This window comes from Solibaculum mannosilyticum (assembly GCF_015140235.1).
Classification (GTDB): Bacteria; Bacillota; Clostridia; order Oscillospirales; family Acutalibacteraceae; genus Solibaculum; species Solibaculum mannosilyticum.
The window spans coordinates 364,209-383,648 of sequence record NZ_AP023321.1 but is presented as its reverse complement, the minus strand read 5'-3'; the positions used below and the strand labels follow the sequence as shown (position 1 = coordinate 383,648).

The window sequence follows — 19,440 nt, the reverse complement described above, 5'->3', positions numbered from 1 at the left end:
ACAGCGAAAAGGCGGCGTTCCGATTTTTTTACAGTCAACTGTATCATAGCACATTTTCCCTCAGGATTCCACCCGTGAAGGCCGGGACACCAAAACCATAAATGCGGCAAAGGCCAAAAGCGCCGCCGATGCCGGTGCTGAGAAATAGAACGGCTGGGCAATGGGTTGGGCTCCGGTGGAGAATACCTCCTGTGTCTGTGGCCATACCTGCATCAGTACCGTAGCCAAAATCCCCGACAGAGCGGCACAGCTCACACGCCCGATCCAGAACCATTTTTTATCGGGCTTTAGATCCCGCATGGTGGACAACACCTGACATTGTACCGACAGTCCGCTCCATCCCGACGCCGCTCCGATGAGAGGAATGGCCGCAGTACCGGCATTGGAGGCCGCCGCACAGCCGGTGGTGATTTCCAAGATGCAGGGGAACACGGCGCCGGCTAATGCAGGATGGAGCCCTAAAAACTGGATGGGCCCCTCCAGCACACGGGATACCAGCCTTGTGACCCCTACCTGCTGGAACATCCCGGTCAGCGCCGCAAAGATCACCACAAAGGCGCAGATCGACAGCATGGATACCGCCGTATCAGCCACCGATTCCACAAAGGCGTCGGCCGTCCCAAGCGCCTTGCCGAAACGGGTGGGACGATCCTCCTCCCGACCCTTGGGCAGCACAAACCGCATGACAATCCCCAAGAACAGCGACGCTCCTATCTGTGCGAAGTAGAGCAGCATCCCTGCGTGATAGCTGCCGATCATGGATCCTACGGCCCCGATCATAAAGGCAGGGCCCGCGTTGATGCAAAAGCACAGCATATGGGTAAAATCCCGCCTGGAGATCTCGCCCCGACGGCGCAGCTCGGCCGCCGCTCTGGCCCCCACCGGGAATCCTCCGATCAGGCTCATGAAGATGGGGGCTGCCGTACATCCGGGCAGGCCGAAGAGAAAGCGCGTCACCGGCTCCAGCACACGTCCCATCCGTTCGGCCAGTCCCGATTTGATGAGAAAGGCCGACAATACCATAAAGGGAAACAGGGATGGAATGACCACCGATGCGCACAGGGAAAGTCCGTTGCGCACCCCTTCCGACGACCCCTCCGGCCACAAAAACAACAAAATCCCCAAAATGAGACAGACCATTCCCAGCAACGTCCAATGGATTGCGCGGCGTACCACAGGCTTCAAGATGCCCACCTCCCATCGGATGTATATGCAGGCGGGGTATTTTTCTTGTCCCCGGCTCATAAATTGAAGTATCACAGCCATTGCATTATTGCGGCCGGACCATCGGCCTTAGGGGGAATGCCACATGAAGAAAAAACGTCGCCGCTCTCGGGCGGTCCCATCGGAAGTGCCCCCAAAATCCATGAAGGAAAAAGTCGCAAGCGCTTTGGAAGTACCGTTGTCGGCGGTGGGCGGGACGCCTCAGCTTCTCCTGTCGGGCAACAGGGAATTGACGGTGGAGGGCTGCAAAGGCATCCTGGAATACGACGAGGATATCATCCGCCTTAATCTGGGCAAATTCATCCTGCGCCTCACCGGACGGGACCTGAGTCTCTGCACCTTGACGGAGGATACAGCGGTGGTGGAAGGCTACCTCCTCTCCATCGAATTTTTGACGTGAGGCGGTGGTTTTGTGTTTATCATCCGATTTTTGCATTTTCTCATGGGTGTGGTCCCCTTTGAAGCCATCGGCGGATTCCCGGAACGCTTTTTAAATCTGTGCGTCCAGAATAAAATCGCCTTGTGGGACTGCCATTCCCGAAAAGGAATACTGACGGCCTGTACTACGGCCAAGGGATACTTCCGTCTGCGCGCCGTCGCCAATCAGACCGGCATGCGTCTGCATCACACCGGCAAGTCCGGGCTTCCCTTTCTCCTGCGCCGTTACCGCAGGCGATGGGGCATCGCAGTGGGGCTTTTGTTGTTTGTGACGGTGTTGTGTGTGCTCTCGTCCTTCATCTGGTCGGTGAAGGTGGTGGGCAATGAAACCGTATCCACCCAGTATATCACCGACACGTTGGCCAGTATGGGTCTTAAAAGCGGGGTGCTCAAATCATCCATCGATCCCAGCGCCCTGCAAAGCGAGGGACTGGTGGCCATGCCGGAGCTCTCTTGGCTGGCGGTCAACATCAAGGGAAGCAGTGCGGTGGTGGAGGTCAAGGAACGGGGGATGCCTCCTGAGATTGTCCCCAGCGACCGCCCCTGTAACATCAAAGCTACCCAGGACGGCGTTATTCTGGACATCACTGCCCTGGATGGAGTTCCTATGGTACAGCAGGGGGATGCCGTGGTAAAGGGACAGCTCCTCATCAGCGGCACGGTGGAGGATAAAGTAGGGCATACCATGCTCAAGCACGCCAGGGGAACCGTCATCGCCCAAACCCAACGGGATATTGTCGTCCAGGTGCCCTATCAGCAGACCAAGCGTACGCCAAGCGGCAAATTGACCGAACGCCGCAGTCTTGTCTTGTTCGGTTTGCGGATTCCTCTTACTATCGGTTCCAATCCCCAGGGCAATGTGGATGTACAGTCGGTGGAACGTCCGTTATCCATCGGCGATGTGGAATTCCCCATCTCGGTGCGCATCGACCGCTATCAGCCGTATACCGAGGAGGTCATCACCCTTTCTCCGGAACAGGCGGAAGAACAAGCCAGGCAACAGGCGACAAACCAGGCCCAGACCGATTTGGCCGGGATCGAGATCCTGAATCAGGCGGAAGATGTACAGCATGCCGACGATGTGTGTACCTTCACCATTCATGCCCTGTGCAAAGAGGAAATCGGGCTGGAGGAGGAAATCCAGTATTCCGCTCCCGATTCCCCTTGAGAATACCGGGATGCGGTTGACAAATGCAAAACAACCAAGGTATAATAAAGGACGCATTGAATGAAATCAGTGCGTCCTTTTTATGAGCCCCCATAGTTAAATGGATATAACAAACCCCTCCTAATAATCAGGTCATCAAAGTCCTGGGAGGCGGATCGCTCCATCCTTGACCATGAAAAATCGAATATGTCTCCGTAGCTCAGTTGGATAGAGCACACGCCTCCTAAGCGTGGGGCCGGCAGTTCAAATCTGCCCGGGGACGCCATAAATGCCGTAACCGCAAGAGGTTGCGGCATTTTCCTTATCTTTTTTCGCTACGAGGATTAGAACAGATTTCCTTTTTATCATTGGTTAGAGTGGAGACTTCTTACTCCCATCTGCTCAAATTTCCATCACAGGACTCGAACGATTTTTATGCCAAACTTGAAAAAACTGCTCATTTTGCTAATGAGCACTGCCGCAGCGTTTTATGTCGTCTCATGCTTTCCTGTGTATTTATGCACCAATCAGTTTTTTTGCTAACTGATTCATAATCTGTTCTCCATACTGCTCAACAAACTTTTTCGTGAAGGCATCCATGAGTTCGGGTTTAGCCTCCAACTGCTTCAGCAGAATTTCAGAGTCAGGTTCAGCAACGGCGCTTTCTGCGCGAAGCCTTTGCTCAACGCCACGCAAATCCGCGTTCGCATAAAAGGCCATTTCGAATTTCTGGGCGTTGACCTTCCGATCCTCATCCAAGATGTGTGCGTAAACTTGGGTAACCATGTCGCTTTGTGCATGACCGGTATCACCCTGCGTTGCCTTAACATCTCCCTTATTGATTTTCAGCTTATAAGTTGTGCTGGAGTGACGGAGAGAATGAAAAACAACATTTGGAAGACCAGCGGATTTTTTCAATCGTTCAAACTGATTTCCAATAATCCGATCTTCACAGGGGCGGCCCGTTTCCTGCGCCAAAACCAGATTGTAGTCGATATAGTCATCGCCCATAAACTCCTTGAGCTTGTCCTGCTTCTCTTTCCATTCCCGCAAGATAAAGGCAAGAGTTCGCGGAATCCAAACCTTACGAATGCTGCTTTCTGTTTTAGGCTTTTTCAAAACGAGCCGCGTAGAAGACTTCCCGCCCATCAAGCGCGGGAATACAAAGAGGATGTCCTTTTCGCCAACTGCGTTGATAGCCTTCTGGTCAACACGGGCCAGCTCTTTTTCAATCCAGACGAAGGCATCATCCCGAGCGATTTCTTCATCTGATATATGAACACAGTCCCATGTAAGGCCGGTGATTTCGCCCATCCGCATGGAGCAGGCAAAGGCCAGGTTGATTGCGACATACAGCTTTCCATCCGAGCAGTGGTTGAGAGCATCTCGAATAATATCGGCAGTCCAGATGGCTCTGACCTTTTTCTCCCGCTTGGGCAAGATTGCATCCTCGAACGGATTTTTACCAATAATGTCCCAGCGGACAGCCTGATGAAATGCACAGCGCATCAGCTTAATAATCTTTTCAATGGTGCATGGCGTAACAAAGTCTGTCCGTGCATGTCTGTATGGAGTTTCGATTGGAGGCGTTTTCTGCAGCTTCTGGATGAATTGGTCCACTGACCTGCGATTGATGTCCTGCACAATTTCGTCCCCAATCAACGGGTTAATGTAATTGCTGATTAAGCCATTATTAGAAGCATAAACAGACAGTCCCCATCTTTTGGTTCCATATAGTTCTACAAAGTCTCGCAGAAAATCTTTTACGGTCAGTTCACTGGGCGGAATAAAAGTGCCGTTATTGATCTCATTTTCCACCGCGGCTTTCCGCTTCAACGCCTCTTTTTTGGTTATAAAAGTTTCCCACTTCTGTTTCTTCTCACCTTTTGAGTCATCATAGGTGTAGACAACAGCATATTTCTTACCGCGTTTCTGTATTGATGCCATAGTTGTAGGCTCCCTTCCAAATCAATCGGAACCATCAAGCCATTCGTCAAAGGACTTTCTGGAAATCCTCAATTTAGTCCCTATGCGTACAGATTTGAATGCTCCGCTGGCGCACAGGTTATAAATGGAGCGTTTGCTGACGCCCAGGATCTCAGCAGCCTCTGAAACGGAATAGCTCCGTTTTTCTGCATTATTCCGATCTGTGTTTTCAAGAAATTGTTTATCAGCCACGAATAGCCTCCTTTCTGTGTGGCCGACAAAGAAGCCTACGATTCCCTACATATATCATATACGCTTTCTCTGCCGCCACATCAACAAAAAAGTAAAAAACAAGGCGTTCGATTCCAAATATTTAAGTAAGCTGTCCCAGGTCACTTCCTGCGCCGGGGCTTTCCGCCGCGTATTGCCAGGGCCTGCTATGCAGTATTTCAACCGTGGGTGAGCACACAAAGTCTCCGCACACTATCCGCGCTCCCTGTATAACCCCTGAAACAGAGTTATTCTTTTTTCAAAGTACAAAGGCGTACAGATCAGCATGGAACATCCTGCTATATCTGTACGCCCTATAAATAGGAAAATGGTGCAGGAATTTCTGCACACATTACATGCTTTCTCAAAAACTTTTGAGAAAGTAAAAGCACGCGCCCGAAACACCAAATATAGATATTCATTCTTGACTAAATCAATATATTGTGCTACCCTGTACTTGTAATTGATTTTTGTGCGTTCCCCATGTGGGATACAGATCTTGTATCTGTACGGCAAGGCTCAAAGCCCTGCATTGCACACGCAGTTAAGATTGTATTTGTGCCAGTAGTATTGCTGCGCCCATTCGGGCCAGTATATTACTGGCTTTTTTTATTTTTCGGGGTTTCCCCATCAGCGAGGATGACATTGGTTCATAGGCAACTATGGACAACAGGCGTTTTGCCCTTTGTCATGCTCGCTTTTTTGTCGCCCAAATGCCGGAAACGGCTTTGAGGATATATCAAACTACAGAAAGGCAGGTAACACGCATGAATGTAAAAAAGCGAAGGCAGGAGCCTATGGCAAAAAGGAAATGGCCTTTGGAGAACTGGCAGCATCAGAAGGTGCCCAAATCCAGCCAAGTCCATAGTCCAATGATTCGAGTACACGCTATTCCCCGCCGAACACGGAGGGGGTGCTAAAGATGCCGGCGAGCAATGTAGCCGCCGAAAAGCGAAGTCAACCCCAAATTTTGGTGGAAACGGCGGGCCTGTCCGAAGAGGAATGGCTTGCATACCGCCGGAAAGGGATTGGCGGCAGTGATGTGGCGGCTCTGCTGGGAATTTCACCCTGGCGGACGGCAAGAGACCTCTACTTTGACAAGTTGAATATTGTAGCGGTCGAAGATAATGAGGACAACTGGGTTGCTCTGGAAATGGGGCACCTGTTGGAGCCGTTGGTGGCGAAGATATTCCAACACCGCACAGGGTACAAGGTCTATCAGATCAAAAAAATGTTCCAGCACCCACAGTATTCGTGGATGCTGGCCGATGTGGACTATTTTGTGGAATTGCCGGATGGCAGTACCGCAATTCTGGAGATTAAAACGACAAATTATAACGCAAGGGATAACTGGTGGCTAAACGGTGAAGAAACTGTTCCCGTCTATTATGAAACCCAAGGGCGGCACTATATGGCTGTCATGAATGTGGATCGCTGCTTCTTCTGCTGCCTGTATGGCAACAACGAGGAAGAAACCATTATTCGTGAAATCCGGCGGGATGAGTCCTATGAGGAGGAGATGATTTTCCTGGAGCAGTATTTCTGGGAAAACCATGTTCTTACCAGGACGCCGCCGCCTTATACCGAAGATGGTGATCTGGTGCTTGAAAGCGTGCGCCGGCATACGGGCTCCGCGGATCAGGATGCCCCCGTTGTAACGCTTGATTTGAGCCTGACAGCCAAATTGATGCGCTATCTCCAGCTCCAAGAGCAGAAGAAACTCACGGAAGCAGGCAGCAAAGAGATCGAGGCGGATATGAAGCGGCTGAAGGCGGCGCTGGTTGCGGAAATGGGCAAGAGCTGCAAGGCCGTTTGCCAACAGGATGGGGTGAACTATATTGTCACCTACAATCCAGTGAGAACGCCCGGCATTGACAAAGACAATCTGATACGGCTGAAGCTGGACCACCCTGATATTTACGAGCAGTATGTAACCGTTTCAGAATCCCGAAGGTTCAGTGTGAAAATTGATACCAAGACGGCATGAGAAAGGAGGAAAATGATTTGATCCATAGAGGAACTTATGATGGGACAATTTACTATAATCCTGCAAATAAGTTCTGCATCATCAGTGTAAAAACCGCGGAGAAGGATGTACCCGAAGAAGCCAGGTCTATCCGCCGACGCAAGGATCATCTGATTCGGTTTGTGGCAACCGGCTACGAACTGCCCCGCACAGATGCGGTAGAACTGGAACTGGATGGCGAATGGAAAAAAGGAAAGTATGGGATGCAGCTTCAGGTGGAGCAGTGGCATGAAATTGTCCCTCAAACCAAGAGTGGAGTGGAAGGCTATCTGGCCTCTGGCCTTATCAAAGGCATTGGGCCGGCGCTCGCCAAACAGATCGTATCACGCTTCGGCGTGGAGACACTGGACATTCTGCAAAATCGCCCGGAGCGGCTGCTGGAGATCAAGGGCATCACGGAGAACAAGCTGGAGGCCATCAAGACCTCATATGCAGAGAGCCGGATGTTGCAAGACCTGATGACGCTGCTCTCCCCGTTCAAGATTACACCGAAAACAGCGCAGAAGATTTATCAGTTTTTCGGCCCGGCCAGCGTGGACATTTTGAAAAAGAGTCCGTTTGAGCTTTGCCAAATATCCGGTTTTGGCTTTTTAAGGGTGGATGCCATCGTTCAGAAAAACGGAGGCGACCTGCGCGCCCCTATGCGAATCAAAGGCGCCTTGTTCTGGGCGTTGGAGGATAGCAAGGGGAAAAACGGACATTTGTTTTTGACCAGTGAGGCTTTGCAAAAAGAGGCGCTCCAATTACTCAACGCTAAAATCCCTATTCCTTCGCTTCGGCTCCATGCACAAGAGGTCAGCGATGTCCTCGAAGATATGATCCTGCATGGAGAGGTCGTATCCGTCAAAGGAGACATTTATCTTCCCCGTGTGTTTGCACAAGAGGATGAAACCGCCCGCCGGATTGCGATGCGTGTGGTGGAGCCTCCTGCTCCGGAGAAGATCGAACAAATTTTGGAGCAGGTCAAACGAGAAATTGGATTGGCGCTGTCCTCAAAACAGGAAGCGGCTGTGTATGCAACCTATCGCCACAATCTTTCCATCATCACAGGCTCCCCGGGCACCGGCAAGACAACCGTGCTGAAAACAATTTTGGAGGTCTACCGCCGCCTGCATCCCCAGGGAGAGATCGCCTTGATGGCGCCGACAGGCCGAGCCAGCCGGCGTATGGCGGAAAGCACCGGGGTTGATAAGGCCAAAACGCTGCACAGCATTTTGGGGCTCGCCAGCGAGGAAGATGAAATAAAACGCAACAACACCCAAGAGCCGCTTTCGGCCGATTTGATCATTGTGGACGAGTTTTCCATGGTGGACATGTGGCTGGCAAATAAATTTTTCTCACGCATCAAAGGTGGAGCACGGGTCATTCTTGTCGGAGACCCGGATCAGCTTCCCAGTGTAGGCGCCGGGAATGTGTTCCGCGAACTGATTGACTGCGGCCTTATCACCGTGACGGTGCTGGATCAGATTTTCCGTCAGTCCAAGGACAGCCTGATCGCCTACAACGCCAAATTCATTAACGAAGGCAACACCAAGCTGTACTACGGCCAGGATTTCGTTTTCATGGCAAGCAACAATCAGGCGGAAGCCGCTGAACGAATTGTTGCCCGCTACTGCCGGGAGATCGAGGAAAGTGGGATTGACCGGGTGCAGATCCTGTCGCCTTTCCGCTCGGATGGCGCGGCCTCTGCGGAACAGCTCAACGAAGCGATCCGCGAAGTGGTTAACCCGTTCCGTTCCGCCGAGGAAGAAATCAAAATCGGTGTCAAGGTATTCAGGGTCAATGACCGGATCATGCAGACCAAAAACACTGCCAAGGTATCCAATGGCGACCTGGGATTCATCCGCTATATCAAAAATGATGAAGATGGAACTCGCGTTGGACTTGACTTCGGTGTGGGCCGTGAGTTGGAGTACGGCATAGAGGATATGGTCAATCTGGACCTCGCCTATGCCACCACGATTCATAAAGCAATGGGCAGCGAGTACGATACGGTCATTATGCCGCTCTTAAAGGCACATACTGTCATGCTCTATCGAAATCTGCTCTACACTGGCATTACCCGCGCAAAAAAGCGTGTGGTGCTCATCGGTCAAAAGCAGGTACTGTTCATGGCAATCCATCGCAACGAGATCGGCAAACGCAACACGCTTCTGGGTGAGCGCATCCACCTGTACTATAAGGCGTACGCCCGGCGGGCCGGTATTCCCGTTCCGGCGGACTTGGAAAAAGAATTGAAGCACGCAGGCTAAAAATGTGACGCAAGGTGCAGAAAAATGCCCGGCGTCCCCTATTTATTATACAGGAAGGAGTTTATGAAGATGAGTGACAACAACAATAATGCAAAAACGATGTACGAGGCCGTTCCTGCCGCTGCGGAACTGAACAAGGTACCGGGGTTTGATCCGCTGAAGTTCCTCCGGCGTGCCGGGGACTCCATGAAATTGGACTTACCCTATCAGAAACTCTGGTTCCGAATGGCACACCCCAACGGGCGTATGCGTCTGACGGCCATGAGGATCACAGAGCAGATGGCGATTTTCGAGGCCAAGGTATTTCTGGACCGCAGTGACGCGGAGCCGTTCAGCGTGAGCGTTGCCCAGCAGACCATGCAGGATAGCAGGGACTTTGTGAAGGCAGCTCAAAATGAGGCGTTGAGCCAGGCCCTTTCGGACGCTGGATTTGGCATCCAGCTTGTGAGCGCCGACACTCATGCCGCTTCCGTACAGAAAGCGGCGCCTGTGAGTAAAACGCAGCCCTCTGCCATTACTCCGCCTGTGAGCACTGTGTTGCCGCAGGAGCCCTCCAGCGCCTCGCAGAAGGCCGCTGTTCTTTCCGAGGGTAATTCCGTTTCCGGGGGCACACAAACGCCACAGAGGGCATCTGAAAACGCAGAAACAGCAAGAACGAAGATTCAGCCTGCAGCAACTCCGGCCCATGAGCAGAGTTTGCCGGTAAGCCCTACTACAAACACGGATACGCTGCCAGCGGATTCCGCGCCAACGACAGAGCAGCCGGAAAACAGCAAGACAGCGGAGGAATTGCCAATTCATCTCCCTGCGGAAGAACTGCCAGTTCAGCGCCCTGCGGAGGATCTGACAGTCGCCAAGGAGGCACAGGAGGTCCCCGAAGCCAAAGTCGTACAAGAGGCCCCTGCATACACCCCGGATATGCCAGTAGAGGATATTCTGAAGGTGATGACGCTGGAACAGGCACAGGAGGTCGTTGTGGACAGCGGCGTATGCCGGGGGCTGACTATCGCAGAGGTGGCGAAGAAGCGGCCTGTCAATCTGCGTTTCTATTTGACTCCGGGCAACAAAAGCAAGGACAACATCGTTCGGGCTGCTGCCCAACTGGTCCTCAATTCACTTCAAAAGGCTGGTTGATGCGAAGCCCTGGCTCGGGTATGAAGGGAGGAATGACAAATGGGCTCATACCCGGATGAATTTCCTTTCGGCATCATGGAAGTTGTCAATCTATTAAACCTACGCATCAGGCGTCAACAGGCGAACAGCGTCTATGTGGACTGCCCGTTCTGCGGTGACCGCCGGGGACGGATGAATGTCAATTTCGTCAAGAATGTCTGGCGGTGCAACTACTGCGATGCACATGGCGGAATGCTGGCGCTGTATGCTGAACTTAACCATACGACTACATCCGATGCCTACTGGGAGATTGCAGAAGCTCTGTGTGACAATATCCAAGAGGAACACGCACGCTCCGGGAATGAAGCCCAACAGCGGCCGGCCAGTCCAAGCCCTTCAACTTCAGGGGCCTGGGCTGCCCCTGCCGGCCATTCTTCTTCCGAGCGAAAAACAGTACCACAGTCGAATAAGGCCAGTCCAGCGGAGATCCACCAGACGCTATCCCTGCTGCTTGCTCAACTTACGCTGCGGCCGGCACATCGGGAACATCTGCGCTCCCCTAAACGCGGGCTGTCTGATGAACAGATTGACGCACTGGGATTTAAGAGCACCCCACCGCCTTTTCTATGCCGGTCTATTACAGAACGGCTGATCAAGCAGGGCTGCAAGGTGCAGGGAGTGCCGGGCTTTTACCAGGATAACGGTGGACATTGGACTATGGCTTTTTATCAAAAGACAGCCGGCATCCTGATCCCTGCCATCGGCTTTGACGGCATGTTGCAGGGATTCCAGATCAAACTGGATATACCGCTGAAAAACAAGGATGATCCGCCGGAAAAGCCGGGAGCAAAATATATCTGGTTTTCGTCTTCCTCAAAAAAGGGCGGGACAGGATCGGGCAGCCCGGTACATCTGGCAGGAAATCCATCTGCCCGTGTCGTTTATGTGATTGAAGGTCTTTTGAAAGCAGACATCTCCCATTGCCTGACCGGGCGCACTTTCGCCGCGATTGCCGGCGCCAATAACACCAGTCCGTTGGACGCTATGTTCGCGTTGCTGGCGCAGAGTGGTACAGAGGAGATTATCGAAGCCCATGACATGGACAAGTACAACAACAAAATGACCATGGCCGGGGCATCCAAAATTTACTTAATGGCGCAAAAGCACGGCATGAATTGCCGGCGGTTGACTTGGAATCCCAATTATAAAGGGTTTGATGACTGGCAGCTGGCTTTGCGCCAGGGCAGTCAGCGGCAAAAGGAAATTGAAAAGTTGAGTTTCAAAGAGCAGTATCTGCGCGGGCTGTGCAAGCTGGCCCACATTGAGGACTGCGTGGAACAGTGGCAGCACCGGGCCGAGCAAGACATCGGACTGACAGAGTATCTGGGGCTGACAGGGGAGGAACATAAAACCTTCCTGTGCGGCGGCCGGGACGCTCTTGCCGCCCTGTTGGAGCCACAGCGGCGAAAACAAAGGTTTGTACTTTATCAACTTCAACTGGACGAAGAGAACGCGATCCCATTTGCTTTCAAGGATATTACAGCGTTAAAAGCGGCTGGTTATGAACAGCCGCCTGCGGCGATGTACTATGTGGCAGGAAGTGGAGAAATCTACTGCCCAGCGGAGGAATCGGATGACACACTTTTGAAGCGCCTGTTTGCCGACTGCCGGGAGCGGCTGCCTGAAGGCTGCCGCGGGCGGCCAATGGCGGTTTCCGATGTAGTGGAACTGAATCACGGTGCCAAGCGGGCGTATTATTATGTAAGCGGACAAGACCAGTTTAGACAAGTAAAGTTTTCCCCTATGCTCGCAAAGAAGGAAATTCCAGAAAAGACACAAGAGAGGTTTTGATGGTTGTCGTGAGTGAGACAAAGGAGAGCCAGCTTTTGGCACTCCTGGAGCAATGCGTCCATCTGGACGCTGATGTGCGGCCCCGTACAGAAAAAGGCTTTTTCACGGTGACGGTTCCGCCGCCGTGGAACGGTTCAGCGCGCAGGGCGGCTCAAGCAATACAGGATCAAATCAAGGAATGGTCAAAGCAATATCCGAATGTGGTGTGTTACTGCTTTGACGGTTACAGTACATTGGTTTATGTGCTGTAAAACAATGTGGCAAAGGCATGGGATGGGCATTGGCCTGTTCCGTGCCTTTTTATGAAACGACGGAAAGGAGATCACTATGGGATATTTTTCAGAAATGGCGCTGAACAAGCAGGAGGAGCTCGGACTTCCCGCAGAACAGGTATCGGCAGGAAACGCCTTTGAGGATGAGGAAACTTTTGACGAGCTGCCGGTGCCGTCGGCCAGCCATTCAGCGGCTTCCCCTACCGTGGAAACGCCGTCATCGCCCGCATTTGATGCAGACGATGGGGCCGAGGAATTGGCGGAAATGAACGGAGACGATGCTTCCGAGGCAGCGGACACGGATGGGGAGGATGCCGGTAAAGAGCAGGAGGCACCCGCCAAGGCCGATGCAACCACCGATGCGGACGAGGAAAAACGCCGTGCCGAGCATGAGGCGGCTGAAGCCAAGCGTAAAGCAGAATGGGAAGCCCGGCAGGCTGAAAAGAAAAAGGCCGAGCAGGAGCAGCTGGAGCGTCTGGCCGCGATGAGCGACGACGAGGTGGTGAACGCCTCCATGCAGCGGGTCAACGCAGATACAGAAAAACTGACCCGGCGCAACATGAAAGAGTGTGTGGCAGAATTTATCCAGACCAAGTGCCTGGAGGATATTGCTTTCGCACGCCTCACCATGCACCCGCGCAAGTCAATGATCCACTGTTTCCAGTACATCAGCCGCAAGGCGTGGGACTACATTCAGGATGAACTCAAAGCAAGCGGCATTCAGCCAGGTCCGGGCAGCCAAGGGTATGGCTGTGATGTTCCGGACGATTTGTGCTACCAGTGGGCAGAGGATTATTTCCGCGACCCAGACGCCAAAGAGGATCATAAGGAAGAAGAAAAGTTTGTACCGAACCCCTACTATGGAAAAGATTTCGCCAGAACCACCAAAAAGAAGCAGAAGGAAAAGAAAAAGGCAGAAGCCAAACCGAAGCCTGTGCAGAAGGAAAAGCCTGCCAACGATGGTCAACTATCGCTGCTGGATCTCGGCATGACAAAGGCAGGTTAAGGGGGGTGCAGCATGATTGCATATAAAGGATTTCTTCCCGGCCTGATTTGCAGAGGTTACCAGTTCAGGATGGGACTCAATGTAACGGAAAAGGCCAACTGCGCTCATAATGGCTTTCATTGTGCTGAGGACCCGCTGGATTGCTTGCGCTATTACGGAGATATAAACCACGCAGAATACTATATTGTCGATGCTGGCGGAGACATTGACGAAGATGGTGTCGATTCCAAAATTTCCTGTACAGAGTTGACAATTTTGAAACGGCTGACAAAAAAAGAACTCTTCCTCCATGGCCTTGCTTTTATGGCAGACCACCCGAAGCGGAAGTGGAACAGCAATATAAAGGTGGACAAAGCTGAAGCGTGGAATGGCTATGCAGCGGTGCGCGGCGCCGACCCTATTGCAAAAGGGACTCGGAACGGCGATGTACTTGCTTTTGCAAAAGAGGACGGCACTACCGGCGGCATCCAGCAGATCGTGGTGGCGGAGATTGACGGGAAAACGCTCCAACCAGGAATTTGGTATGGAGTGGAGCTTGAAAAAAGGATGGTGAACTAAATTGAAGAAATCTGCACTTCTGGCAATGCCGAAATTGACGGCAACGCCGGAGATGAAACAGGCAGCAATAGCGGATGAGCCGAAACAGCATGAAGGCCCCTATGGCTATCGCTATGTTGAACGGACCTACTATCCATATATGAACTGCGTCGTTCAGGATGGCATCCTCAAAGCGGCTTTTTATCTGCCGGAACATCTGCGGCTGGATGGCAACAATCCTGCTTATGAAGTGTTCCTTGACAAGAAAGCGCACCAGTTTCTGACTTACGACCATTTAGAGAAAAAATGGCGGGACGCCAAACTGGACAGGCTGAATTGGCCGGGGAGAAACTATTATGCCACCTGCTGGGCCAGTGAGAAAGATGCTGCCGTAGTACAGGACTATCTTTGTGGGGAACGCGGCGGTGATCTCGGTATCCTTGATTTTCAGAGAAATGTACGGGACGAACAGTTGGAGCAGAGGCATAAACGAATTACCGGCGCGTGGGATCAGGATCTGGCTCAGGTGCCTGAACTGCCCAAGGATTGGATGCGCTGGATTGATAAGGTGGCTGTGCGGGAAAATTTCATCTTCTATCGCTATAAACGCGGCGGAGCCCAAAACGGTTATTGTACCTTTTGTGGGAAAGAGGTCCCTATATCCGGGCATCCATATCACAATAAGAAAGGACGCTGTGCCTGCTGCCGGCATCCCATTGTATTCAAAGCCCTGGGGCGCGCCGGGTATATTCGGACAGAAAAGGACTATGCTTATCTGATTCAGCGGTGCAAGGATGGCTTTGTTCTCCGTGAATTCTGGGCAGAGAGGACTTACTGGAAAGACAGTCTGCCCTCTGGAAAGCCTTACTGGCATGAGTTTCGCCGTTCGATTTATGACCGCAGTGGAGAAATACGCTCTTACTATTGGGGCGTGTATTGCCAGCGGGAAACACGCTGGATTTCCGGTAATCCCTGCTACTATAGTTACTGTGGCAATCAGACAGGCAGGGTCTATGGCAAGAGCCTTCCCTGCATGGAACAGAAGGAGCTGTTCGGCACTGGCCTTGTGCAGTGGATACGCACCCATCCGGTGACTGATCCGGAAAAGTATTTGGCTGTTTGGAAGCGGATGCCGAAGATGGAGCAGATTTGGAAGGCAGACTTGCCGAGGCTGACAAAAGAATGCTTTGAACATTGTGATTCTGTGCGGGAACGGATACTCTATCCAAATGAGACGCGACTGATTCGAGCATTGGGATTAGACGGCCCCAAATTCCGCCGTCTGCGGCAGATAAATGGCGATACGGAAGACCTGGCATGGTTGCAGCTTGAAAAGCGGACCAATCAACGCATACCGGATGAACTGTTTCGCTGGTTTAAAAAAGAACGGATCAGCGCCAAAGATATTCTGTTCATCGCGGACCGCATGAGTCCGATTCAGATCCGAAACTATCTGCAAAAACAGAAGCCGTATTTTGACGGAAGTTGCCGGCAGGCGTTGACCACATGGCAGGACTACCTTGCTATGGCAGAGCGTCTGCATATCGACACCAGCGATGAAATTATCTATCGTGCGCGTAAATTGCGTCAGCGGCATGATGAACTGGTTATCCAGTGTGAGGCTGGAAGCCTGGAGCTTCAAGCAGAGAACATGGACAAGAAGTACCCCCATGTTCGCTCCATCTGCGAGGAATTGCAGAAAAAGTATGCCTATGCAGATGAAGATTATCTGGTCATTGCCCCTCAAAATACTTTTGATATTATCAAAGAGGGACGGATGCTTCACCATTGTGTCGGAAATGACGGCGCCGGCGAACGGTACTATGACCGCATCGAGCGCCGGGAGAGCTTCATCATGTTTCTGCGCCGAGCGGAGGAACCAGAAGATCCCTATTACACACTGGAGATCGAGCCGGACGGCACTGTGCGTCAAAAACGCACGCTGTTTGACCGCCAGCACGAGGACATCGAGCAGGCGACGGAATTTCTGCAGAAGTGGCAAAAAGTCATTGCGGCACGGCTTACAGGCCAAGATTTGAAGCTGGCCGCGCAGAGCCGCGTCCTGCGCAACGAGGAGTTTATCCAGATGAAGAAAGATCGGGTGGTCATCCATACCGGGCACCTTGCCGGCCATTTGCTGGCAGATGTGCTTTTGGCTGACTTGATGGAAAACAAAGAAATCGTGCAGCAGCAGGAGCTCCCTGCGGCTGCATGATACAGGTGCAATGGCCGGGCGTCCTTTGAGGGCGTCCGGCCAACTGTTGCAAGGAGGCTTTATGAGAAAAACATCTTTTGAGTACCACATCCACGGTTACCGCTATGCACCGGAGAGCTTCCACATCTATAAAGGACTGCCGGGGCAGGAAAAGACGGAACTCCCCCTGTCGGATGAGCAGCGTTATCAGATGGGGTATCTTTATCTGACACAGGGCATCAAGAGCGCCGTAGACTATGTGAAGCATATCGAGCGGGAGCGGGAACGCAAGTGCCGCCTGTATATGACCTACGGCTTTATGCTCAAAGAAAATCCGCGCAGTTATGTGTACTGTGCGGACCTGCGATGCAGGGAGAACGACCCGCCGGCGGTGCGCCTGCAGACCCTGCGCGCATTCCGGGAGCATCTGGCCCAGAGCGAAGGCCGTATTGAGCAGAGCGTGGAGTGCGAACTGGATGGGCGTTACCGCCCTATCCATATGCGAAAGAATTATGTGACTGCGGACTTTGACCGGCCCATTGTGGTCTGGCTGAATATCAGATAGAAGGAGAAGAAAATGAAACAGATTGGAAATTTAGCAATCGTCTGCGCCCAGCGGCCTGATGTGTTGATGCAGATTTACGGTGGGACCGTGAGCATCCATGCGGGCGAAGGGCCGGAGCGGGCCACCCTCTCCACTGCGTGGGAGGATGACGACGCCATTCAGGACATGATCAGGGAATTAAACTTTGGGCGCTATGCCGCCCATCCACGGAAGAAGGAAGAAGGTGCAGCATGATTAAAAATTTGAATCAGCTCAAACGCAGGCTGCGGCCGGGCACACGCCTGGAGGTCACCGGCCACTGCCGGCCCGGATGCATCGGCCAACTGCGGGAGGTCACATGGGTCAATACCCAGGGTGTTTACACCAAAATCCTCAATCCGCCCGATCCGCGCATCAATGCGGCAAACGATGGGCGGGGCTCCATAATGTGGTGGGGTGCAGCCAGCACCTGGTCATTTGAGGACGGTGTGTGCAGTTCATATATGAATCAAACAAAGACGGCGGAAACGCTGATTATGGCGTTCCGCGTTTTGGATGAGGAGGCGGCCTGATGGAACAGAATACTTTGAGAAAGCAGCGGGAGCTGACCGACCGGCTCAACCGCTACCGCAACGAATACTATAACTACAACAATCCCAGCGTCAGCGATGAGGTCTATGACCGGCTCTTTGACGAACTTCACAAACTGGAACAGGAGACGGGCATCCAGATGTCGAACTCTCCCACTGTCACCGTGGGCTATCCCGTGGTAGGCAAGTTAGAGAAAACCGCCCATAAAATCCCGCTTCTTTCTCTGGATAAAGTAAAAAGCAGCGTGGATTTGTGCCGGTTTATGGGCGAGCATCAGGTGATGATCATGCTCAAGTTGGACGGCCTTACCATCAAACTGACCTATGAGAACGGCGAACTGGTGGAAGCGGCCACACGGGGCGATGGTGATGAGGGTGAGATCGTCACTCACAACGCCAGAGCAATCAGTGGGATTCCAGCCCATATTCAGTACCCGGGGCGTCTGGTAGTCACCGGTGAGGCGTTTATCCGTCCCCGTGATTTCGAGCGTCTGAACACTTCGATAGTGGATGAGAATGGTGAAACCTACAAGAATGGCCGTAATCTGGCGGCTGGCTCGGTGCGCCTGCGGGATGCCGGCGAGTGCATGGAACGGTGTGTGACCTTCATGCCCTTCAATGTTCTGGAGGGTTTTGATGACCTGCCCCGCAAGTCGGAACGCCTCAAAGAAATTCGGCCGCTGGGCTTTACTCCGTGCAAGTATCTGGTGACGAAGCGGCCATTGACGCAGGCGGAGACCGAGGACGGCATCAAGCAGCTGCAGCAGTATGCAAAAGACAGCGATATTCCCATCGATGGCATCGTTGTAACCTACAATGATATTGCCTTTTCCAAAAGATGCGGGCGCACAGGACATCACTATAAGGACGGTCTGGCGTTCAAATTTGAGGACGAGCTGTTTAAGACAACACTTCGTTCCATCGAGTGGACGCCGGGACGGACTGGTGAGATTGCGCCTGTAGCCATCTTTGCTCCAGTAGAAATCGAAGGATGCGAAGTGACACGGGCCAGCCTGCACAATCTGTCCTTCATTGAGGACCTGGAGCTGATGCCGGGCAACCGCATACTGGTCAGCAAGCGGAATATGATCATTCCGCATGTGGAGGAAAACATGGACAGGGGCGGTTTCAATCTGGAAGCGGCGTTCCCGCACCAGTGCCCCTGCTGCGGTCAGCCTACCCGCGTTCATGAAACCAAAGGGCGGGATGAAAACGGCAAGGAGCGGATCATCAAGACTCTGTTCTGCGACAATGCCACCTGCGAGACACGGAAACTCAAAAAGTTTGTCCATTTTGTCAGCAAGAAGGCGATGAACATTGAGGGGCTGTCCGAGGCGACGCTGGAAAAACTGATTGGCCGTGGATGGATTCACAGCTATCTGGATCTATACCGGCTGGATCAGCACCGGGATGAAATTATCCGCATGGAGGGCTTTGGCGTAAAGTCCTGGCAGCGCCTGTGGGATGCTGTCCAGCAGAGCCGCAACACCACCTTTGAACGGTATGTGATTGCCATGGACATTCCCATGATCGGCAACACAGCCAGCGGTGTTCTCTGCCGGGAGTTCCATGGCAGTCTTGAAGAATTTCGGGACGCGGTTTATACGGGCTATGACTTCCGCCAGCTCCCGGATTTTGGAGAGACGCTGCACAACAATATCCATGAATGGTTCTGCAATGAAGAAAATTTTTGTATTTGGGAGGAATTACAGATGATGATGAACATCCAGAAGCCGGCCGCGGCCAACAATCAGGCAGTCGGCCAGGACACTCCATTTGCCGGGAAGAACATTGTGGTGACAGGCAAAGTAGAGCCCTATACCCGCGATGAGATGAACAGCCTGATCGCCTCTCTGGGCGCTGTGGCCGGCAGTTCGGTGAGCCGCAAGACCGATTATCTGGTCTGCGGTGAGAAGGCCGGCAGCAAACTGTCCAAGGCACAGGAGTTGGGCATTCGGGTGCTGACGCCGAATGAGTTTTTCAATATGGCTGGTGTGGCTTAAAAGAAAACAGGTCAAAAAATAACAAGGGAGAGGGCTGCGGGTGCGGT

General features: G+C 52.5%; 17 protein-coding genes and 1 tRNA gene. 15 read left to right on the top strand and 3 right to left on the bottom strand.

The window, feature by feature from the left end; all coding sequences use genetic code 11:
• Window positions 1–60 precede the first annotated feature (60 nt).
• Window positions 61–1,176: a nucleoside recognition domain-containing protein gene (locus tag C12CBH8_RS01820; protein WP_246441776.1), complete on the bottom strand. Its 1,116-nt coding sequence runs from the start codon at window positions 1,174–1,176 to the stop codon at window positions 61–63.
• Window positions 1,177–1,309: 133 nt separating this feature from the next.
• Between C12CBH8_RS01820 and C12CBH8_RS01815 the strand changes: the two genes are divergently transcribed.
• From C12CBH8_RS01815 to C12CBH8_RS01805, 3 genes are all read left to right on the top strand, one after another.
• Window positions 1,310–1,624: a YabP/YqfC family sporulation protein gene (locus C12CBH8_RS01815; RefSeq protein ID WP_090265633.1), complete on the top strand. Its 315-nt coding sequence runs from the start codon at window positions 1,310–1,312 to the stop codon at window positions 1,622–1,624.
• A 12-nt stretch (window positions 1,625–1,636) separates the two neighbouring features.
• Window positions 1,637–2,830 carry a sporulation protein YqfD gene (gene yqfD, locus C12CBH8_RS01810; protein ID WP_215533398.1) on the top strand — a complete coding sequence of 398 codons (1,194 nt, stop codon included), beginning with the start codon at window positions 1,637–1,639 and terminating at the stop codon, window positions 2,828–2,830.
• Between the two features lie 188 nt (window positions 2,831–3,018).
• Window positions 3,019–3,095: transfer RNA gene (locus tag C12CBH8_RS01805), tRNA-Arg, on the top strand.
• A gap of 230 nt (window positions 3,096–3,325) precedes the next feature.
• Here the strand turns inward: C12CBH8_RS01805 and C12CBH8_RS01800 are convergent.
• Together C12CBH8_RS01800 and C12CBH8_RS01795 are read right to left on the bottom strand one after the other, a co-directional pair.
• On the bottom strand, window positions 3,326–4,756 hold the full coding sequence (locus C12CBH8_RS01800; RefSeq protein WP_009257964.1) for a site-specific integrase: 1,431 nt from the start codon (window positions 4,754–4,756) through the stop codon (window positions 3,326–3,328).
• A gap of 21 nt (window positions 4,757–4,777) precedes the next feature.
• On the bottom strand, window positions 4,778–4,987 hold the full coding sequence (locus C12CBH8_RS01795; protein WP_009257965.1) for a helix-turn-helix domain-containing protein: 210 nt from the start codon (window positions 4,985–4,987) through the stop codon (window positions 4,778–4,780).
• 940 nt (window positions 4,988–5,927) lie between these two features.
• Between C12CBH8_RS01795 and C12CBH8_RS01790 the strand changes: the two genes are divergently transcribed.
• The 12 genes from C12CBH8_RS01790 to ligA all read left to right on the top strand — a co-directional run bounded on the left by C12CBH8_RS01790 (window position 5,928) and on the right by ligA (window position 19,393).
• Window positions 5,928–6,992: a YqaJ viral recombinase family nuclease gene (locus tag C12CBH8_RS01790; RefSeq protein ID WP_071698920.1), complete on the top strand. Its 1,065-nt coding sequence runs from the start codon at window positions 5,928–5,930 to the stop codon at window positions 6,990–6,992.
• A 17-nt stretch (window positions 6,993–7,009) separates the two neighbouring features.
• Window positions 7,010–9,283 (top strand): SF1B family DNA helicase RecD2, encoded by a 2,274-nt coding sequence (recD2, locus tag C12CBH8_RS01785; protein ID WP_009257967.1) that lies wholly within the window; start codon window positions 7,010–7,012, stop codon window positions 9,281–9,283.
• Between the two features lie 63 nt (window positions 9,284–9,346).
• On the top strand, window positions 9,347–10,417 hold the full coding sequence (locus C12CBH8_RS01780; protein WP_242869072.1) for a hypothetical protein: 1,071 nt from the start codon (window positions 9,347–9,349) through the stop codon (window positions 10,415–10,417).
• A 39-nt stretch (window positions 10,418–10,456) separates the two neighbouring features.
• Window positions 10,457–12,247 (top strand): YodL domain-containing protein, encoded by a 1,791-nt coding sequence (locus tag C12CBH8_RS01775; RefSeq protein WP_071698921.1) that lies wholly within the window; start codon window positions 10,457–10,459, stop codon window positions 12,245–12,247.
• Entirely contained in the window at window positions 12,247–12,498 is a 252-nt protein-coding gene (locus C12CBH8_RS01770) for a hypothetical protein (protein WP_009257970.1), read from the top strand. Before C12CBH8_RS01775 ends, C12CBH8_RS01770 begins: the two co-directional genes overlap by 1 nt.
• A 76-nt stretch (window positions 12,499–12,574) precedes the next feature.
• Window positions 12,575–13,525 (top strand): Cas9 inhibitor AcrIIA9 family protein, encoded by a 951-nt coding sequence (locus C12CBH8_RS01765; protein ID WP_009257971.1) that lies wholly within the window; start codon window positions 12,575–12,577, stop codon window positions 13,523–13,525.
• A gap of 12 nt (window positions 13,526–13,537) precedes the next feature.
• On the top strand, window positions 13,538–14,083 hold the full coding sequence (locus C12CBH8_RS01760) for a DUF7666 domain-containing protein (RefSeq protein ID WP_009257972.1): 546 nt from the start codon (window positions 13,538–13,540) through the stop codon (window positions 14,081–14,083).
• Window position 14,084: 1 nt separating this feature from the next.
• Window positions 14,085–16,277 carry a PcfJ domain-containing protein gene (locus C12CBH8_RS01755; RefSeq protein WP_009257973.1) on the top strand — a complete coding sequence of 731 codons (2,193 nt, stop codon included), beginning with the start codon at window positions 14,085–14,087 and terminating at the stop codon, window positions 16,275–16,277.
• A 61-nt stretch (window positions 16,278–16,338) separates the two neighbouring features.
• The gene (locus C12CBH8_RS01750) at window positions 16,339–16,821 is read left to right on the top strand and encodes a hypothetical protein (protein ID WP_071698922.1); all 483 of its coding nucleotides are present in this window, start codon (window positions 16,339–16,341) and stop codon (window positions 16,819–16,821) included.
• A 12-nt stretch (window positions 16,822–16,833) separates the two neighbouring features.
• Entirely contained in the window at window positions 16,834–17,055 is a 222-nt protein-coding gene (locus C12CBH8_RS01745; RefSeq protein ID WP_009257975.1) for a hypothetical protein, read from the top strand.
• Window positions 17,052–17,372, top strand: a complete 321-nt coding sequence (locus tag C12CBH8_RS01740; RefSeq protein WP_009257976.1) for a hypothetical protein — start codon at window positions 17,052–17,054, stop codon at window positions 17,370–17,372. The genes C12CBH8_RS01745 and C12CBH8_RS01740 overlap by 4 nt, the downstream gene beginning before the upstream one ends.
• Window positions 17,372–19,393, top strand: coding sequence for an NAD-dependent DNA ligase LigA (gene ligA / locus C12CBH8_RS01735; protein WP_009257977.1), 2,022 nt, complete (start codon window positions 17,372–17,374; stop codon window positions 19,391–19,393). The genes C12CBH8_RS01740 and ligA overlap by 1 nt, the downstream gene beginning before the upstream one ends.
• The last annotated feature ends 47 nt before the right edge of the window (window positions 19,394–19,440 follow it).